Source organism: Sphingomonas sp. PP-F2F-G114-C0414, assembly GCF_003688595.1.
GTDB lineage: Bacteria > Pseudomonadota > Alphaproteobacteria > Sphingomonadales > Sphingomonadaceae > Sphingomonas.
In genome coordinates, this window is the sequence record NZ_RCWT01000010.1 from 300,257 (window position 1) to 318,322 (window position 18,066).

Consider the following 18,066-nt stretch of genomic DNA (forward strand, 5'->3'; position numbering starts at 1 on the left):
ATCACCGCCGCCGGCTGCGAGGTCGGCGGCGGAATGCTGCCGGGTGTCGTGGCACGACTCTACGAAGTACGCGCGAACAGATGACGGGGAATGTGACAAAAATCACATGGAACGTTGCGCAATCTTCATCGGTATTTTGCGGGTCTGTTTCAACGAAAAGGAAGTCCGTATGCGTCGCAGTGCTCTGTTCATTCTGCCTATGATGATGCTGTCGGTCTCGCCCGCGCTGGCCAAGGGTTGCATCCGCGGCGCGGCGGCTGGCGGCGTCGGCGGACACTTCGTCGGCAAGGGCCATGCCGTGATGGGTGCCGCCGCCGGCTGCGTGATCGCGCACCATCACTACGCCAAGCAGGCCCGTGCCCAGAAGGCGGCGGCGCGCACGCACGGCTGAACCCCGCCGCTACGCTTCGCTGACGACTCGCCGTTCAGCGAAGCGTATCCCCCGCACGCGGCGGGTGCATAAAACACAGGTTATAGTATCGAAATACCTGAATATATCTTCGGCCCTGTGAGTTCATGTCCAGGGAGTATGTGCTTCAGTCTCGGCGGAGTTTGAGCGTCATATCCCCACAACATGGGGCTTATCATGATCGATTTCCGGACGACATTTCGCCTCGCGAACGTTAGCACCGGCGCACTTTTGCTGGCCGCATGCGTCAATCCCTCGGCCAAGATCGCCACGTCGCTCGAGGGCTATGGTTTTCAGCCTGCGCAATCGCAGTGCGTCGGCGACCGCCTCGAAGCCAATCTGTCGATCGGGCAGCTCCAGCAACTCGGCCGCGCCGCCAAGGCATCGCGCCAGGGCGACACGACGCCCGGTCGCTTGACGATCGATGATTTCGTTCGCGTGTCGGGGCAGGTGAAGGATGCGAAGGTGCCGCTCGAAGTCGGCAAGGCCGCTGCGGCTTGCAGGCTTATGACAGACCCGGCGTCCCCGCTTTAAGCCTTCCGTCATTGGCGCGGCGGATACGCGGGCGCGATCATCGCCAAATCATATGGTCGGGATACGGACCGATTTTCAGACGTTTCGCATCCGGTTCATTCTTACACACAACCAAGGAGATACATCATGAACAGCGACACCATCACCGGCACGACCTCGGATCTTGGCGGCAAGCTCAAGGAAGGCCTCGGCAACGCGATCGGCGACAAGTCGCTGCAGACCGAAGGTGCCGCCGACCAGCTGAGTGGCACGGTCCAGAAGACCTATGGCCAGGCCAAGGACGCCGTGGAAGACAATATTCGTCCGGTGATCGACTATGTCCGCCAGTTCTCCAAGGAGCGTCCGTTCACCGCTGCTGCCGTAGCCGGCGTTCTGGGCATCGCGCTGATCAACACGCTGCGCGGCAAGTAAGCTGTCCGGCGGGGGCGCCAGTCGCCCCCGCCGTAATCTCGAACCATGACGAACGACCTCGCGTCCGGTGAACTCAAGCCTTGCCGGTGGCGACACACTTAGTGGAAGCAGCCTGATATGACGGGCCACACCGACTTCAATGCCCGGTACGATACGCGACATAATCACGCCCCCAGGAAAATTCGGTCGGACGAAGAGTGGGAGGGGTTGTGGCATGCCAACGACCACGGCGCCCGTTCCGGTCGTATGGTTGAACTCTGTATCGGCGCTTTGGGAGCCGTCGTCGCGTTGCTTGTCGTTCAACGCGGATGGCGTCGCGTCTCGACACCCGTAAAGCGGTTCGTACCGTCCGCGGCCGACATCCATGTCCGGATGCCGCCACCGCGTTAAGCAGAGCACCCGACAGACGGTTTCCCGCCTTCTCGAATTCCGGCGTGTCGGGTTGCCACTACCTGAGCGTCCGTTGCAGCGCATCGTGCCAACCGGCGACCAACGTATTGCGTCGATCGTCTGGCATGGCGGGCTCGAAACAGCGGTCACGCGACCAAAGCGTTTCCAGCTCGTCTAGACCCGACCACACACCGGTTGCGAGCCCCGCGTGAAAGGCCGCTCCCCGTGCGGTCGTCTCCAAATTCTCCGGGCGTTCGATCGGAACTTCGAGAAGGTCGGCGAGGAAGCCGCAAAGCCAGTCATTGGCCGCCATGCCACCATCGACGCGCACGCTGGCGGGCCTTCCGCCGCCGTCCGCGATCATCGCCGCCACGAGGTCGAGCGTCTGGTAGCCGACCGCCTCCAGTGCCGCGCGCGCAAGATGCGCCTGTGTCGCGCCCAGCGTCAGCCCGAAGATCGCGGCGCGTGCGTCGGCATCCCAGTGCGGCGCGCCCAGCCCGACGAACGCGGGCACCATGTAGACGCCGTGATTGTCGGGCACCTGTGTTGCCATGTCGTCGGTGTCGCGCGCATGCGTGATGACCCCGATCCCGTCGCGCAGCCACTTCACCGCCGCGCCCGCCACGAAGATCGATCCCTCCAGCGCAAAGGTGGTTTTTCCCGCCAGTCGGTAGGCGGGAGTCGTCAGCAGCCGATGTTTCGAGCGGATCGCCTCGGCCCCGGTGTTGAGCAGCATGAAGCAGCCCGTACCATAGGTCGACTTGGTCATGCCGCGCGCGAAGCACGCCTGACCGAACAGCGCTGCCTGCTGATCGCCGGCGATGCCCGCGACGGGGATCTGCGCATCGAACAGACCGAGGGCGGTCACGCCGTAGTGATGGGCGTTGTCGTGGACCTCGGGCAGCATCGCGATCGGTACGCCGAACAGGTCGCACATCGCGGTGTCCCAGCGGTCTTCGCGGATGTTCCAGAGCAGCGTGCGCGACGCGTTGGTGACGTCGGTCGCGTGGACGGTGCCACCGGTCAGCCGCCACAACAGGAAGCTGTCGATCGTCCCGAATGCGAGCAGGCCGCGCTCGGCACGATCGCGGGCGCCTTCGACATGATCGAGAATCCACGCGACCTTGGTTCCCGAGAAATAGGGATCGAGCAGCAACCCGGTGCGCTCGCGAACCTCGTCCTCGGCGCCCGCCGCGCGCAGTTCGGCGCAGCGGGCCGCAGTCCGGCGATCCTGCCACACGATCGCGGGATGGATCGGGGTGCCCGTCGCGCGATCCCAGACAACCGTCGTCTCGCGTTGATTGGTGATGCCGATCGCCGCGATGTCGCGTGCGGCGACGCCGCTCCTGGCGATCGCCTCGCGCGCCGTCGACAGGACATCGCGCCAGATGTCTTCGGGGTCATGCTCCACCCATCCCGGCGCCGGATAATGCTGCGCGAACTCGACCTGCGCCGTCGCGACACGCTTGGCTTTGGAATCGAAGACGATGCTTCGCGTCGACGTGGTCCCCTGGTCGATCGCGAGGATGTGCTTGCCGGTCATGTGATCCTCTCCGCTTGCGCGTGACTTGTGCCGCTTTGAAACGACGGTCAATCCTTTCGTTTGGCTTCGAACTTCGCTAAAGCGAGCGCAACCGAAAGCGGAAGGCTATCCCGTGCGTGCATCATCGGCTCCAGACTACGACCTGCTGATCGTCGGTGGTGGCATCAACGGCGCGGGGATCGCGCGCGATGCGGCGGGACGCGGCCTGCGCGTGCTGTTGGTCGAGCAGGACGATCTCGCCAGCCACACATCGTCCGCCTCGACCAAGCTCATCCATGGCGGGCTGCGCTATCTCGAATATGGCGAGTTCAGGCTGGTGCGGGAATCGTTGATCGAGCGCGAGCGGCTGTGGGGCATGGCGCCGCATATCATCTGGCCGCTGCGCTTCGTGCTGCCGCAAACGCAATCGCCGCGTCCCGCCTGGATGGTGCGGCTCGGCCTGTTTCTCTACGACCATCTTGGCGGGCGGAAGCGGCTGCCGGGGACCGAAACGATCGCGCTCGATCGATCGCCGGTCGGCAACGGGCTTGCGGATCGGCAGGGCAGGGCGTTCGTCTATTCGGACTGCTGGGTCGAAGATAGCCGCCTCGTCGTGTTGAACGCGCGCGATGCCGCCGATCGCGGGGCCGAGATACGCACGCGCACCCGGCTGCTCGACGCCCGCCGGGAGGGTGGTGAATGGACGGCGACGATCGTCGATGCGACGGGCGAGCATCGGATACGCGCAAAAGCGCTGGTGAATGCCGCGGGCCCGTGGGTCAGCGACGTGATCGGTCGCGCGGAGGGTATCCGCAGCGAGAGCAAGGTGCGGCTCGTCAAGGGCAGCCATATCGTCGTGCCGCAACTCTACGAGGGCGCGCATGCTTTCATGCTGCAGAACGAAGACCGCCGGATCGTCTTCGCGATCCCCTATGAGGGCAAGTTCACGCTGATCGGCACAACCGACCAGCCATGGGACGCCGCGCCCGGCACGCCCGTCATCAGCGACGCGGAAACGGCGTACCTCATCGCGACGGTAAACCGCTATTTCACGCGCAAACTGACGCCGCACGATGTCGCGTGGAGCTATGCCGGGATCCGTCCTTTGCATGACGATCATGCCGGAAACGCCTCCGCCGTGACGCGTGATTACGTGCTCGACCTGGACGCGGGCGAGGACAAGGCGCCGATGCTCAGTATCTTCGGCGGCAAGATCACCACCTATCGCAAGCTCGCCGAACACGCGATGGCCGAACTGGCGAAGGTGATGCCCGGGATCGGCCCGGCCTGGACCGCCGGCGTCGCGCTGCCGGGCGGCGATATGCCGGAGGCGGATTTCGATCGGTTCCTTGGCAGGCTGACGGCCGCGCGGCCCGGACTGCCTTCGGAGTTGCTCCGTCGACTGGCGCGTGCCTATGGTACCGATGTCGATGTGTTGCTCGGCGATGCCGTCGATATTGCGGCGCTCGGCGAGGATTTCGGCGGCGGGTTGACCAAGCGCGAGGTCGACTATCTGATCGCGCGCGAATGGGCGCAAACTTCCGACGACATCCTGTACCGACGCAGCAAGCTCGGACTCCACGTCCCGTCGGGAACCGCCGACCGACTGACCGCCTATCTCGAAGCCCGACCGTTGACCCGAGCATGACCCCGGCGCCGCTCGAACACGCCGTGCTCCGCCACCGTCGGATCCTCGAGCTCGCGCGCCAGACCGGCAGCGTCACCGTCGAAGCGCTGGCGGCGGAGTTCGGCGTCTCGTCGCAGACGATCCGCAAGGATCTGAACCAACTGTCGAAAACGGCGATGGTGTCGCGCGTGCATGGCGGTGCGGTGACGACGTCGGGCGTCGATAACCTCGATCACGGCGCGCGACGAGCGGTTGCGTCGGATGCGAAGGCCGCGATCGGCGCGGCGGCGGCGCGGCTTATCCCCGATGGTGCCAGCCTGTTCATCAATATCGGCACGACCACTGAGGCGGTCGCTCGGGCGCTGACCGGCCATCGCAACCTGCTGGTGATCACCAACAACCTCAACGTTGTCGACATCCTGCGCGGCTCGCCGTCGATCGAGATTCTGACCGCAGGCGGCCGCGTCCGTGCCGCAGACCGGGCGGTCGTCGGCGCGCTGGCGATGGATTTCATCCGTGGTTTCAAGACCGATTTCGCGATCGTCGGTGCGTCCGGGATCGATCGCGACGGTACGTTGCTCGATTTCGATGTCGACGAGGTCCGCGTGTCGCAGACGATCATCGCGCAGGCGCGGAAAGTGATCCTCGTCGCCGATCGCTCCAAGCTCCATCGGCCTGCTCCGATCCGGATCACCAGCCTCGATGCGATCGATTATTTCGTGACTGACCGTCTTGGCGATCCCGCCATCCTCGCGGCCTGCCGATCGGCGAATGCCGAGGTGGTGGAGGCCGCGCCCGGCGACTGATCCGAAGCTTGGCGAACTGTTGGACGTTGCGTCACCGCCGCCATCACGTGCCGCAGTTCGAACGGCAGCGGGTTGCCTGCGCCGCGACCGGAGCGGCGTAGGGGTTCTCGAAAAGCCCGCTGACGAACTTGGCGATCATGATCGGCCGGACCGACGCGTCGATCCTTGCCTGCGCAACGCGGCTGGCGCGTCCTGCGGCGATGATCGGTGCCGGCGTGTCGCCATCGTCGATCCGGCCACGACCGTTCGTTTGGCCTCGGGGGGCCACGCGCATTGCCTTGTCCGGATCGGTGGTGATGGTGATCGGTATCCCGAGCCGCGATGTCTCGCCGATCGCCTGGAGCGCAGCGTTCTGCTCGGCTAAGTGTCGCGGGGAAAGAGCGATCCGGCTGCCGAAGCTTGTGATGCCATGCAGTCGCACCATTGTCGTAACGCGCGCCGCGTCATAGCGCTCGAAGGTCCCGCCGATCCCTCGGCGGGCAGCGGTCTCGATCGTCGGCAGCGCCACGTGCAGCATCGTCCCCGCCTTTTCCGTCAGGGTCATGCGACCGAGCAAGTCGTCCGTCCGTCGCTCTGGTGAAAGCCGCCAATCCTCATACGCATCAAGCCTGCCATTGCGGTTCAGATCGCGAAAGCGATGCCCGTCCAGCGTCAGGACCGGCCCTGATCGGCTCTCGATCTGTGGATCGGCCTTGATCGACGGCGCCAACAGCAGACCCGCCGGTATCGCGACGCCGATCAGCCAGATCGACGAAAGCCGACTGTTGCTCACAGCCGCGACGCCGGATCACGAAAGCAATTTCGTATAATATTCCAGTCGCGATTGCTCGACTCGGATAGTCTTCCCCGCACCGAACATATTTTTCTCACTCCCGCGTGCGAATCGATCGCAGTGAACGCGGCAACACCGGCCTCGATTGATAGTCCGGTCAAAGCACTCTCCCAAATAGATAGGGGTGATCTCCTCCTGAGATTTTCCACACATCTACCAGAAGGCCGCTACCAGCTGAAACGTGCTTTTATCAAGGTATATCGATCGAGCACCCAGACGATAAGTAACGCAGAAGAATCTTATAGAACCAGTTCGGATCTAAACGAAAATAAATTCAAACCTTCGATGGAGATACGGCAAAGATAAAGACACTGAGCAAGATCAATGTTCGATCTCGCCAGACTGGCAGGGCCGCTGGAACACGCCGCGTTTATGCGATTTTATATGGTCGATGCCTCGTATCAGGCCGTTTTCGTCATGAGCGTTGGCAGCGGCGATTTGAACGCTGGGCTGATCGATGTTGAAATTGCAGCTTTTTAACCGCTGTCGCGTAGCACGGACGCGCAACCTTTATGGTTTCCGAACCGTTCCCCGTCGGCATGACACGAGGATTCCCATGACCGACTTTTCAGATCTCAATGCAGGGGCCGGCGGCGAGACGCATCAGGTCACCGATGCCGATCATCCGGTACTGACGACCAACCACGGTACGCCGATTTCCGACAACCAGAACCAGCTCAAGGTTGGTGCGCGCGGGCCCGTCCTCCTAGAGGACGAGAGCTACCGCGAGAAGATCAACCACTTCGACCATGAGCGTATCCCCGAGCGGATCGTCCATGCGCGCGGCAGCGCAGCGCATGGCTATTTCGAGTGCACCGAGAGCCTGTCGGACATCACCGTCGCCGATATGTTCCAGAAGAAGGGACAGCGCACCGAGGTGTTCACGCGCTTCTCGACCGTGGCCGGCGGCGCGGGTTCGATTGATACGCCGCGCGACGTGCGCGGCTTCGCGGTCAAGTTTTACACGCGCGAAGGCAACTGGGATCTGGTCGGCAACAACATCCCGGTGTTCTTCATCCAGGACGCGATCAAGTTCCCAGACCTGATCCATGCCGCCAAGATGGAGGCCGATCGCGGTTACCCGCAGGCGGCGACCGCGCACGACACGTTCTGGGACTTCATCAGCCTGATGCCCGAATCCACCCACATGATCATGTGGGCGATGTCGGACCGCACGTTGCCGCGCACTTTCGCGAACATGGAAGGGTTCGGGGTCCACACTTTCCGCCTGATCAACAAGGACGGCAAGTCGACCTTCGTGAAGTTCCACTGGAAGCCCAAGGCCGGGCTCGCGTCGACGATCTGGGACGAGACCGTCAAGATCGCGGGTGCCGATCCCGACTTCCAGCGTCGCGACCTGTTCGAGCGGATCGAGCGCGGCGATTATCCCGAGTGGGAGCTGGGTCTCCAGCTGTTCGACGAGGAATTCGCCAACAGCCAGCCGTACGACGTGCTCGATTCAACCAAGATCATTCCGGAAGAAGTCCTGCCGGTGAAGATCGTCGGTCGGATGGTGCTCGACCGGTATCCCGACAATTTCTTCGCCGAGACCGAGCAGGCTGCATTCGTTCCCAGCCATGTCGTTCCCGGCATCGGCTTTTCGAACGATCCGCTGCTGCAGGGGCGGTTGTTCAGCTACACCGACACGCAGTTGTCGCGTCTCGGGTCGGTCAACTTTCACCAGTTGCCGATCAATGCCGCCAAGGGTCGTGCTGCCGCGGCTGGCAGCCCGTTCAACAATCAGCAGCGTGACGGTCACATGCAGATGGCGGTGCCGAAGGGCCGCGCCAGCTACGAGCCCAACAGCCTCGCCAAGGCAGGTGAGGAAGCTGGCGCGCGCGAGGATCCGGACAAGGGCTACAAGACCTTCCCGTCGGACGAAGAAGGCCAGAAGCTGCGGATCCGTCCGGAGAGCTTTGCCGACCATTACAGCCAGGCGCGGCTGTTCTTCCGCTCGATGGACCCGGCCGAGCAGGCGCATATCGCGTCGGCGATCGTGTTCGAGCTGTCGAAGGTTTCGCTCGATCACATCCGCATCCAGATGATGGCGAACCTGCGCAACGTCGACGAGGATCTGGCCAAGCGCGTCGCTGCCGGCCTCGCCATGGACCTGCCCGAGGCATCGCCGACCGCGGCACCGGTGCTCGACATGGACCTGTCGCCAGCGCTGCGGATCATTCGCGGCCCGCTGGAGAAGCATACGCTGGAAGGTCGTACGGTCGGCATCCTGATCGCCGACGGCACCGATGCCGGCGAGCTGAACACGCTGAAGGACGGGATCAAGAAGGCCGGTGGCCAGGCGAAGACGATCGCGCCCAAGGTCGGCAAGGTCCCGCTGTCGGACGGATCGTCGATCGCGGCGGATGCGCAGCTGTTCGGTCAGCCGTCGGTGACGGTCGACGCGTGCGCGGTCATCCTGAGCAAGGACGCCTGTGCGAAGCTCGTCAAGGAAGGCGCGGCGGTACAGTGGGTCATGGATGCGTTCGGGCATCTCAAGGCTATCGGCCACAACGCCGCGGCCAAGCCGTTGCTCGACAAGGCCGGGGTCGAGGCGGATGACGGTGTCGTCGAACTAGGTGCGTTCGTCGACGCGGCCAAGAAGCGCTATTGGGATCGCGAGGCCAACGTTCGTACGCTGGCGTAATCAGTCCAGGCGCCGTTTCGATCTCTCGGGTCGAAGCGGCGCCGCGATTTCGGCATTCGGTAGACAGTAAAAAACCACGCTCGGCTTGGCCAAGCGTGGTTTTTTTACGTCGTCGATAATACTGGGCCGGCGGACCGGCCCGGTTGTAAGTCAGCTCTTCTTGCGCGCGCGCTTGGGGCTCGCGGCGGCTTCGACGTCCTCGGCTTCGTCGGGCGAATCCTCGCCGGCTTCGGTCAGTGCCTCGCCGAGCGCCTTCAGCTTCTCCTGCGACTTGTCGGCCTTGTCGGCGATCTTGGTCGTCGCCGTACCGAGACGGTGCAGCAGCGCGTGGATGCGATCGGCATCGGGCTCACCCTTCTCGAGCTGCTTGCGCAGCGCGGCAAGATCCCGCAAGATTCCTTTGGCGCCCGGCGTGTCGATCTCGGCGAGCGCCGACTCCCAGTCCTCCACCATGTCGGCACCCTTGGTCGGCTTGGTGGCGTCGAGTCCGCGATTGATCGCGTTCATCGTTCCTGCAAATTTAACGGCCATGTTTCGCTCTCCGAAGCCATGATTTGGCGAATTGAGAACGAAGCGAGTCCGGGGAAATGTCCGTTTTATTGCAGTAATCTAGATCAGTATCGGCGGATTTTTACCGGCTCAGAGACGGATCGATTGCTGGCCATAGGTCAGGACATTTGCCGCCGTGGCGGTAGCGTCCCTGATTCGACTGGAGAGGAGTTTCACTTCGTTCGCCACCACTGCAAAACTCTTGCCGCGCTCGCCGGCACGCGCGGCCTCGATCGAGGCGTTGAGCGCCAGCATCGACGTCTGCCGCGTGACCGCACCGATGTCATCGACGATCTCCGCCAGTTTCGACAGCGTGTCTTCGTGCGCCTTGCGACGCGTCTCGGCTTCCTGGTGGAATTGTTGCGCGCGTGCCGATTCTGTCTGCTCCGCTTGACGCATCGCAGTCACGTCGGTCGCCCATTTGACGATCTTCACCACGCTACCGTGCTGATCGAAGATCGGATTGTAGGTTGCCTGCAAATGGACGTAGGCGCCGCCTTTGGTCCGCCGGCGATATTCGCGTTGCACGAACCGTCCAGCACGCAGGTTGGCCCACAAATCCAAATAATCCTGGGACGCTCGGTCTTCCGGCGAGCACAACATGCTGTGATGACGCCCTGCCACTTCGGTCATGGTGTAGCCCATGAGCGACAGGAGGTTGCGGTTTGCAGTCACGATCGTCCCGTCAATCGTCATCTCGAGCCAGCATTGCGACCGGTCGATCGCCTCCAGCTTGCTGCGATGTTCGGCGCTGTCGGCGAGCTCCTGGTCGGCCCTTTGCAGCGAAGCCCCGTTCAACAGGACCGAGGTCTCAAGCGCATAGAGTGTATAGAGCGAATGCGTCAGCCGGCTCAGCGTCGCCGGATCGCCCGTCAGCGCCGCCGACAGACGGGCATGACGCGCGTGATAGCTGCGAAGCAGACCGGCCGAGAAGGCTATTTCCGTCGCCCGGTCCATGCTGCTCGCCCGACCACGACGGACCATCTTGCCGACCAGCTTCTGGCTCAGGCCGCCGGTGAATTTGAGTTCGGTGTAGTCGATGTCGCGACGAACGAGGTCGTCGATCCGGTCCTGCCCCAGATGATACGGCGTGGCGTCACCGGCGAACGGCCGCCAGAACCGGCGCACGTCCTCATCGACGCCGTCCTTGATGACCGTCCAGATTTCACGCAGATCGCTTTCGAGGGTTCCGTCGGGATCGAAGGCCAGACGAAGGTCCCGAACGTCGTCCTCGTTGAAATTTGAAGTCTTGGTGATCGTCATCTCGGCCTCGTTTCGCGGCGCCTGCCTCGCACGATACAGTCAAAATGGTGTTAACCAACGCACAAATAGAGCCTTTTTGGGAACGAGCAGTTTCTTATGGTTGCGCTGCAAGCTAACCGTCGGAGCTCATCGACGAGCAGCCCCGCTGGGTGACTTGGGTCTGTCACGATATCGTCGCGGAACTGTCGCAGGCGACCGGTAGGCGATCCCCAATTGGGCCGGGGACGATTGCAGATGAACGGGTTTTCGAAAGCTGCGCTGGCAGCGAGCGCGTCGCTGTGCGCGATCCTGACGGGACCGCTCCAAGCGCAGACTGCCCCGGTCGCGCCCCCGGCAGCCCCCAAGCAGGACACCCCGTCCGACGACATCGTCGTGACTGGCACCCGCGCCGGCGAACGCAAGGCGATCGAGGAAAAGCGCACCGCGAACAATTTCGTCGAGGCGGTGTTCGCGAACGATGTCGGCAAGCTGCCCGACCAGAACGTCGCCGAAGCGGTCCGCCGGCTGCCGGGCGTGTCGGTCGCCAACGATCAGGGCGAGGGGCGCTACGTCATCGTTCGCGGGATCAACCCGGATCTCGTCAACGTCACGTTGAACGGCATGACCTTGCCCGCGCCCGAGCCCGAGGGTCGGCAGGTCAAGCTCGACGACATTCCCTCAGCGCTCATCAGCGCGGTGGTCGTCACCAAGTCGCTGACCGCGGATCAGGATGCCAATGCGATCGGTGGGTCGGTCGATGTCCGGACGCTGTCGGCGTTCGATCGGAACAAGCCCTATTTCGCCGATGCGCGCGCCGCCTATGGCTGGTCGCGGCTCAACGGCAAGCATCCGTATGAGGGTGATATCCAGGTCGGCGGGCTGTTCGGCCCCGACCGCCAGTTCGGCGCGGTCCTGTCGGTCAACTATTCGAAGCGGCCGATCGAATCCGAGAATTTCCAGGGCTCGACCAACTGGCGCGTGCCGGTGGCGGCGAACGGGTTCGTCGTGCCCGATCAGTATGGTCTGCGCGACTATAACCTGACGCGGACGCGCAAGGGCGCGGTGCTCAATCTCGACTGGCGGCCGAGCGACACGACCAAATTCTTCCTGCGCGGGACGTATTCGGCGTTCGACGACAACGAGACGCGCGACCAGTTCATTATCGACAACGAGTCCGCCTTCTCCAACCAGACCGCAACCACCGGACGCTTCCGCGGCCGCGGCAGCGTCCGCGTCCGGCGGCGCGAGGAGAAGGACAATACCAAGTCGGTGCAGGGCGGGGGCGAGTTCGATCTCGGACCGGGTCATTTGTCGCTGTCGGGAGGCTATGCGCGGGCCGAAAAGCGCGATCCGCTCCGCTCGGAATATAACTTCCGGACCGGGGGTACTGCGCTGACGGTCGATTACGACGTCGCCGATACGCCGTATGATTTCGTGCCGACCAGCACTTTGGCGCAGACCGCCTATGCGCTCAACAGCGTCAACTACGACCAGCGCCTCGCCGTCGAGAAGCTAGCGCAGGGCCGGATCGACTATGCGATCCCGCTGGGGATCGGGTCCGAATCGGTCGTCAAGATCGGCGCGAAATATCTCGACCGGCACAAGACCAACAACCGCAACTACGTCACCTATGGGCTTGCCAGCGGGCGGACGTTCACGCTCGCCAACGTCTCGTATCTCGGCGACACCAGCTTCTACGGGAGCGACTACACCTATGGTCCGCGGATCGATTACAACACCGCGCAGGCGTACCTCGCCGCCAACCCCGGTACGGTCACGCTCAACACCGCGGGGTCGATCGCCAACAGCCTGGCGAACGATTACGACGTGAAGGAGCGGATCATCGCGGGCTATGCGATGGCGACGCTGAAGTTCGACAAGCTGACGCTCGTGCCCGGCGTCCGCGTCGAACAGACCCGCGATCGTAGCCAGGCCAAGCTGATCACTGCCACCTCGTCGCTGACCTCGGGGTATAACAGCTTCGGATCGAAGCAATATACCGACGTGTTTCCCGGTCTTAACGCGCGCTACGACCTGACCGACGCGCTCGTCGTGCGCGGCGCGGTGACGACCGCGATCGGCCGGCCGAACTATGCGCAGCTCGCCCCCTATGTCTCGGTCGATCAGACGACGTCGCCCAACTCGGTCGCGCAAGGCAATCCGAACCTGAAGCCGTACAAGGCGCTCAATTTCGACGGCGCGGTCGAATATTATTTGCCGGGGCATGGGCTGATCTCGCTCGGCGGCTTCTACAAGAAGCTCGATGATCCGATCTACGCCCAGTCGCTCCTCGGCCAGACAGGCAGTTTCGCCGGGCAGGCGCTGACCAACGCGGCCGTCACGACGCCGCTCAACATCGACAAGGCCAAGGTCTACGGTATCGAGGCCAATCTGCAGACGCGCTTCACCTTCCTGCCGTCGCCGCTCGATGGTTTTGGTGTGGCGGCGAACTACACGCGGATCTGGGGCAATGGGAACGGCACGATCCTCGGCGCGCCGTCGCGGACCGGCGATATCCCGCTGTTCCAGCAGTCGAAGCATGTCGGCACCGCGCAGATCTTCTACGAGAAATACGGGTTCGCGGTACGCGCGGCCTATTCCTATCGCTCGGCCTATCTCGATACGCTCGGCGCGACCGCCGCGCTCGACCAATATACCGACAATAACGGCCAGCTCGACGTCAACGCCAGCTATCAGGTCTCGCCGGAACTCACCTTCTTCGCGAGCGCGACGAACCTGACCGACGCGCCGTGGCGTCGCTATATTGGCAGCAAGGCGTTACTGGTCGAGCGCGAGCGCTACGACATGTCGGTCCGCTGGGGCGCGCAACTCCACTTCTAGGATTCTGCCATGCGATCGATCCTTTCCGCCGCCGCGGCGATCCTGCTGGCTTCGACCGGATCTGCCGCGTTTGCGCAGGCGGCGGTGCCCGCCGGGTTGCATGTCGACCGGGTCGTGATGCTGATGCGTCACGGGGTTCGTCCGCCGACCAAGTCGCCGCCGATGCCCGCGGGGACGGCCGCCGAAGCGTGGCCCGCCTGGCCGGTCGAGCCGGGCTATCTGACCCCGCACGGCGCCGACGCATTGCGCCTGCTGGCGGCCGCCGATCGCGCCGCCTTTATCGCAGACGGTGTGCTCTCGCGGACCGGATGTGGCACGATGCGGATCATCGCGGACAGCGACCAGCGGACGATCGCGACCGCCCAAACTTGGGGCGCCGCGTTCGCGCCCGGATGCACGCTCGATATCGCGCATCGCCCACAAGATGTCGGCGATCCCGTGTTCTCGCCGATCGACGAAGGCGCGGTGCCGTTCGATGCGGCGCAGGCGCGCGCGGCGGTGCTCGACGATATCGGCCCGGCGGGTATCGCGGGCGAGGAGCGTCGCCTGCGGCCGGTGTTGTCGCGGATCGATGCGATCCTATGCGGCGCGGCGAAATCGGCGTGCGGCGTCACCCGCGAGCCGTCGACGCTGGCGCCACTCAAGTCCGGCGCACGGCCGAAGCTCACCGGGGCGCTCGACCGCGCCTCGACCGTCGCTCAGATCCTGTTGCTCGAATATGCGGACGGCAAGCCGATGCGCGAGGTCGGCTGGGGGCGTGCCACCGCTGCCGACATCGCCCGCGCGTCCGAATTGCACGCGGTCGAATTCCGCCTGGTCGCCAGACCGCAATATGTTGCTGCGCGGGGGTTGTCGGGGATCGGCGGTCTGATGCGGCAGGCGATCAGCGATCCGCGCAAGGATGCGCCGGCGATCACGATGCTGTCGGGTCATGACACCAATGTCTCCAATCTGGGCGGTCTGCTCGACCTGCACTGGCGTGTGCCGGGGCTGGCCGCTGACGATCCTTCGCCGGGTGGTGCGATCCTATTCGAGCGGCTCGCCGATCAGCGGGGAAAGCTTTACGTCCGTGCGGTCTATCGCTCGCAGACGCTCGATCAGATCCGCAACCTCACGCCTTTGGGTAGTGCGGCGAAACCGTATCGCACCGTGATGCCGATCGTCGGCTGTTCCGCGCGCGGGGTTCGCGGGCTCTGTACGCTGGCGGCCTTCGAGACGCTGATGAACGAGCGGCTGGTCGGGCAGGTCGGGTAAGGCGGGCAGACTCGGAACGGCGCGAAATCCTGTTGGCCCTTCCACCTCCATTTCCGGCATGGAGGAAGAGTAGCGGGCGCCAGTGATGATCCGCTGGGCCAGCTAATCGCCACCCTGCCGCATCGATCCTGTACCGCAACGCAATATCGGTTTAGGGGCCCGACACTCCAGATCCGCGAGCGCGCTTGCGGACCAGCGGATTGGCGTATACGGGCCGCTCGAATGTTACACTACAACATCACACGTACGCACTGACCGTGACGGCGGGCGGATGCGAGATCGGGCAGCGGCCTGAGGGCACGCTGCTTCGGCAGGCGAACAGTCGCGTGTTCCGCATCGCCATGCTCGTCGCTGCGCTGTTTGCGATCCTCGTCCAGGGTCTCGTCATCCAGGCGCATACGCATGTTCACCGGAACATGGCGCCGATCGTCCACGCCGCCGGGGCGCAGGCCATTACCGGTGCAGCCGATGACGGCTCGACGCAGCAGGACGACTCGGATTGCCCGTTATGCTGGGAGCAGGCGCACGCCGACGCCTTCCTTCTGCCCGAAGACACTGTTTTTCTCCCCCCCGTGACCAGCAAGATCTGGCTCGCCGCGCTGTTGCAATCGGTATCCGTCCGCAACGTGCGCTCCCACGCCTGGCGCAGCCGCGCGCCACCGCTCCCCCTCCAAGCCTGACACTGTTTTCGCGGGTGCGGCGTCGACGAACGCCGGTCCGTACTGCGTCGGCGTCGCGCAAGCGCGATCCGTCGCTCTAGGTTCTTGGAGCTCTTCAAAAATGCGACATCTTCTTCTGCTGGGCGTGGCCACGGCTGCGCCTTTCGCCCTGCTCGTTCCCGCCAGCGTGTCGGCACAGACCGCGTCCGCCGACACGACCGCCGCACCGCAGGCCGATACCCCGGTCCCGCCCGCCGATGCGACTCCTGCTCCGGCTGTCGGCGGCGATATCGTCGTGACCGCGCGGCGGCTCGATGCCGCCCGCGACGCAATCCTTCCCTCGCTGGGGTCGAGCGACTATACGCTCGATCGCGCGCTCCTTGAGCGCCAGCCGGGCGGGCTCAATCGCAGCCTGGCGCAGGTTCTCCTCCAGGCACCGGGCGTGACGCTCGACAGCTACGGGGCGATCCACGTCCGCAACGAGCACGCCAATCTCCAATACCGGCTGAACGGCGTGATCGTGCCGGAGAGCATCTCGGGCTTCGGCTCGACGTTCGATCCGCACATCGCCAAGTCGATCGACCTGCTGACCGGCACGCTGCCCGCGCAATACGGCTATCGGACATCGGGCGTGATCGATCTGAAGACCGAGAACGGCGCGTTCGAGAATGGTGGCGATCTCGGTTTCTACGGCGGCAGTCGCGGTACGGTCCAGCCGACTGCAAGTGTCCACGGATCGAGCGGCGGGCTCAATTATTTCGCGTCGGGCAGTTATCTCGAGAACGACCTCGGCGTCGAGAACCCGACCGCTTCGCGCGATGCGATCCACGATCATACGCGCCAGTATCGTGGGTTCGGCTATGTGTCCGACATCCTGTCCGAAACGAGCCGGCTGACCGCGTTCGGCGGCACGTCGATCGGGTATTTCCAGATTCCCAACAATCCGGGGCAGGCGCCGGCGTACACGCTCAACGGTCAGTCGACGTACGACTCCGCCAAGCTCGACCAGAACCAGCGCGAGATCACGCATTATGGCGTGCTGGCCTATCAATATGCCGGCGATGCGTTCAATTTCCAAATCGCGCCATTCATTCGCTATTCGCAGACCCGGTTCACCCCCGATCCGCAGGGTGGCGACCTGATCCTTGCGGGGGTTGCGGACACGTCGCGTCTGTCGAGCCTGACGGCGGGCGTGCAGGCCGACGGCAGCTACAAGCTGTCCGACAGCCATACCCTGCGCTTCGGCCTGTTCTTCCAGAACGAGCGGACGCGATCGAACGTCACCTCGCGGGTCTTCACGGTCGATGACTCCGGGGCCCAGACGTCGGACGTGCCGCTGACGATCAACGATCGCGGCGGCCGGACCGGGCAGCTCTACGGCGTGTATCTGCAGGACGAATGGTCGCTGACCCCGACGCTGACTCTCAACTATGGCGCGCGGTTCGACGCGGTTCGCGCCTATTCCGACGAGCAGCAGCTGAGCCCGCGCGCCAATCTAGTGTGGAAGGCGGACGGCAGCACCGTGTTCCATGTCGGCTATGCGCGTAACTTCACGCCACCACCGCAGGAGCTGATCGCGTCGCCTACGCTCGCGCTGTTCACCGGCACGACCAAGGCGACCGCAATCACGACGGCGGACCCGGTGCGCGCCGAACGCGAGCATTATTTCGACGGTGGGGTCCAGCACACCTTCGGGTCGGCGTTCAAGCTCGGCGTCGACGCCTATTACAAGATCAAGCGCAACCTGCTCGATGAGGGCCAGTTCGGGCCGTCGCTGGTGCTGTCGCCGTTCAACTACGCCAAGGGCTATGCGTGGGGGACCGAGGTTACGGCCAGCTACACCAAAGGGCCGCTCGACCTGTATGCCAACGTCGCGCGCGGGCAGGAGAAGGGCCGGAACATCGTCTCCAGCCAGTATTTCTTCCAGCCCGACGAAATCGCCTACATCGCCAATCACTATATCTTCACCGACCATTCGCAGCGCTGGACCGGCTCGGCGGGCGGCAGCGTGTCGATCCAGGATGGCCTCGGCAAGCTCGTCCCGTCGGTGACGATGCTCTACGGCGACGGCCTGCGCGCGGACGACCCGGCCGGGATCGTGCCCAATGGCGGCAAGCTTCCGTCGTATTTCACGGCAGATTTCGGCATCACGCAGAACATCGACGGGCCGGGTGTGCTGAAGGGCGTCGCGATCAGCTTCAACGTCACCAACATCGCCGACAAGACCTATCTGCTGCGCGACGGATCGGGGGTCGGGGTCGGTGCCCCGCAATATGGCGCGCGGCGGGGCTTCTTCGGAGGCATTCGCAAGAGCTTCTGATACCCGCGGCGATACGGTTCCATGTG

The 18,066-nt window shown here is 64.0% G+C and carries 15 protein-coding genes; 11 read left to right on the forward strand and 4 right to left on the reverse strand.

All coding sequences use genetic code 11. The features are described from left to right. Window positions 1-169: 169 nt before the first annotated feature. The 3 genes from C8J47_RS06410 to C8J47_RS06420 all read left to right on the forward strand — a co-directional run bounded on the left by C8J47_RS06410 (window position 170) and on the right by C8J47_RS06420 (window position 1,354). Complete coding sequence (locus C8J47_RS06410) at window positions 170-391, forward strand: hypothetical protein (RefSeq protein ID WP_060525353.1); 222 nt, start codon at window positions 170-172, stop codon at window positions 389-391. 183 nt (window positions 392-574) lie between these two features. After that, complete coding sequence (locus C8J47_RS06415) at window positions 575-943, forward strand: hypothetical protein (RefSeq protein ID WP_259467406.1); 369 nt, start codon at window positions 575-577, stop codon at window positions 941-943. A 126-nt stretch (window positions 944-1,069) separates the two neighbouring features. Then, window positions 1,070-1,354, forward strand: a complete 285-nt coding sequence (locus C8J47_RS06420) for a CsbD family protein (RefSeq protein ID WP_060525355.1) — start codon at window positions 1,070-1,072, stop codon at window positions 1,352-1,354. A 448-nt stretch (window positions 1,355-1,802) separates the two neighbouring features. Here C8J47_RS06420 and glpK read toward each other — a convergent pair whose 3' ends face one another. Continuing rightward, the gene (gene glpK / locus C8J47_RS06425; RefSeq protein ID WP_121884953.1) at window positions 1,803-3,287 is read right to left on the reverse strand and encodes a glycerol kinase GlpK; all 1,485 of its coding nucleotides are present in this window, start codon (window positions 3,285-3,287) and stop codon (window positions 1,803-1,805) included. Window positions 3,288-3,399: 112 nt separating this feature from the next. Here glpK and C8J47_RS06430 point away from each other — a divergent pair, with 112 nt between their 5' ends. Then, window positions 3,400-4,914, forward strand: coding sequence for a glycerol-3-phosphate dehydrogenase (locus tag C8J47_RS06430; protein ID WP_121884954.1), 1,515 nt, complete (start codon window positions 3,400-3,402; stop codon window positions 4,912-4,914). Next, entirely contained in the window at window positions 4,911-5,699 is a 789-nt protein-coding gene (locus C8J47_RS06435) for a DeoR/GlpR family DNA-binding transcription regulator (RefSeq protein WP_121884955.1), read from the forward strand. Before C8J47_RS06430 ends, C8J47_RS06435 begins: the two co-directional genes overlap by 4 nt. Window positions 5,700-5,742: 43 nt before the next feature. Here the strand turns inward: C8J47_RS06435 and C8J47_RS06440 are convergent, their stop codons facing one another. Beyond that, window positions 5,743-6,471, reverse strand: a complete 729-nt coding sequence (locus C8J47_RS06440; RefSeq protein WP_121884956.1) for a hypothetical protein — start codon at window positions 6,469-6,471, stop codon at window positions 5,743-5,745. A 384-nt stretch (window positions 6,472-6,855) separates the two neighbouring features. Here C8J47_RS06440 and C8J47_RS19155 point away from each other — a divergent pair, with 384 nt between their 5' ends. Next, on the forward strand, window positions 6,856-7,011 hold the full coding sequence (locus tag C8J47_RS19155; protein WP_183129039.1) for a hypothetical protein: 156 nt from the start codon (window positions 6,856-6,858) through the stop codon (window positions 7,009-7,011). 76 nt (window positions 7,012-7,087) lie between these two features. After that, the gene (locus tag C8J47_RS06445; protein WP_121884957.1) at window positions 7,088-9,175 is read left to right on the forward strand and encodes a catalase; all 2,088 of its coding nucleotides are present in this window, start codon (window positions 7,088-7,090) and stop codon (window positions 9,173-9,175) included. A gap of 150 nt (window positions 9,176-9,325) precedes the next feature. Here the strand turns inward: C8J47_RS06445 and C8J47_RS06450 are convergent, their stop codons facing one another. Next, window positions 9,326-9,706, reverse strand: coding sequence for a hypothetical protein (locus tag C8J47_RS06450; RefSeq protein ID WP_231420445.1), 381 nt, complete (start codon window positions 9,704-9,706; stop codon window positions 9,326-9,328). Between the two features lie 108 nt (window positions 9,707-9,814). Next, window positions 9,815-10,987: a methyl-accepting chemotaxis protein gene (locus C8J47_RS19715; protein ID WP_121884958.1), complete on the reverse strand. Its 1,173-nt coding sequence runs from the start codon at window positions 10,985-10,987 to the stop codon at window positions 9,815-9,817. 234 nt (window positions 10,988-11,221) lie between these two features. On the opposite strand from C8J47_RS19715, the gene C8J47_RS06460 reads away from it, so the two are divergent. The 4 genes from C8J47_RS06460 (at window position 11,222) to C8J47_RS06475 (ending at window position 18,040) form a co-directional block, all read left to right on the forward strand. Beyond that, window positions 11,222-13,807, forward strand: coding sequence for a TonB-dependent receptor (locus C8J47_RS06460; protein WP_121884959.1), 2,586 nt, complete (start codon window positions 11,222-11,224; stop codon window positions 13,805-13,807). 9 nt (window positions 13,808-13,816) lie between these two features. Next, window positions 13,817-15,061: a histidine-type phosphatase gene (locus C8J47_RS06465; RefSeq protein WP_121884960.1), complete on the forward strand. Its 1,245-nt coding sequence runs from the start codon at window positions 13,817-13,819 to the stop codon at window positions 15,059-15,061. A 257-nt stretch (window positions 15,062-15,318) separates the two neighbouring features. Beyond that, window positions 15,319-15,741: a DUF2946 family protein gene (locus C8J47_RS06470; protein ID WP_121884961.1), complete on the forward strand. Its 423-nt coding sequence runs from the start codon at window positions 15,319-15,321 to the stop codon at window positions 15,739-15,741. 100 nt (window positions 15,742-15,841) lie between these two features. Next, complete coding sequence (locus tag C8J47_RS06475) at window positions 15,842-18,040, forward strand: TonB-dependent receptor (RefSeq protein WP_121884962.1); 2,199 nt, start codon at window positions 15,842-15,844, stop codon at window positions 18,038-18,040. Window positions 18,041-18,066: the final 26 nt, after the last annotated feature.

What these genes read in the sequence shown, in the direction of transcription:
- C8J47_RS06410 (WP_060525353.1), top strand. Translation starts at nt 170, where the DNA reads ATGCGTCGCAGTGCTCTGTTCATTCTGCCTATGATGATGCTGTCGGTC.
- C8J47_RS06415 (WP_259467406.1), top strand. Translation starts at nt 575, where the DNA reads ATGGGGCTTATCATGATCGATTTCCGGACGACATTTCGCCTCGCGAAC.
- C8J47_RS06420 (WP_060525355.1), top strand. Translation starts at nt 1,070, where the DNA reads ATGAACAGCGACACCATCACCGGCACGACCTCGGATCTTGGCGGCAAG.
- glpK (WP_121884953.1), bottom strand. Translation starts at nt 3,287, where the DNA reads ATGACCGGCAAGCACATCCTCGCGATCGACCAGGGGACCACGTCGACG.
- C8J47_RS06435 (WP_121884955.1), top strand. Translation starts at nt 4,911, where the DNA reads ATGACCCCGGCGCCGCTCGAACACGCCGTGCTCCGCCACCGTCGGATC.
- C8J47_RS19155 (WP_183129039.1), top strand. Translation starts at nt 6,856, where the DNA reads ATGTTCGATCTCGCCAGACTGGCAGGGCCGCTGGAACACGCCGCGTTT.
- C8J47_RS06445 (WP_121884957.1), top strand. Translation starts at nt 7,088, where the DNA reads ATGACCGACTTTTCAGATCTCAATGCAGGGGCCGGCGGCGAGACGCAT.
- C8J47_RS06450 (WP_231420445.1), bottom strand. Translation starts at nt 9,706, where the DNA reads ATGGCCGTTAAATTTGCAGGAACGATGAACGCGATCAATCGCGGACTC.
- C8J47_RS19715 (WP_121884958.1), bottom strand. Translation starts at nt 10,987, where the DNA reads ATGACGATCACCAAGACTTCAAATTTCAACGAGGACGACGTTCGGGAC.
- C8J47_RS06460 (WP_121884959.1), top strand. Translation starts at nt 11,222, where the DNA reads ATGAACGGGTTTTCGAAAGCTGCGCTGGCAGCGAGCGCGTCGCTGTGC.
- C8J47_RS06465 (WP_121884960.1), top strand. Translation starts at nt 13,817, where the DNA reads ATGCGATCGATCCTTTCCGCCGCCGCGGCGATCCTGCTGGCTTCGACC.
- C8J47_RS06475 (WP_121884962.1), top strand. Translation starts at nt 15,842, where the DNA reads ATGCGACATCTTCTTCTGCTGGGCGTGGCCACGGCTGCGCCTTTCGCC.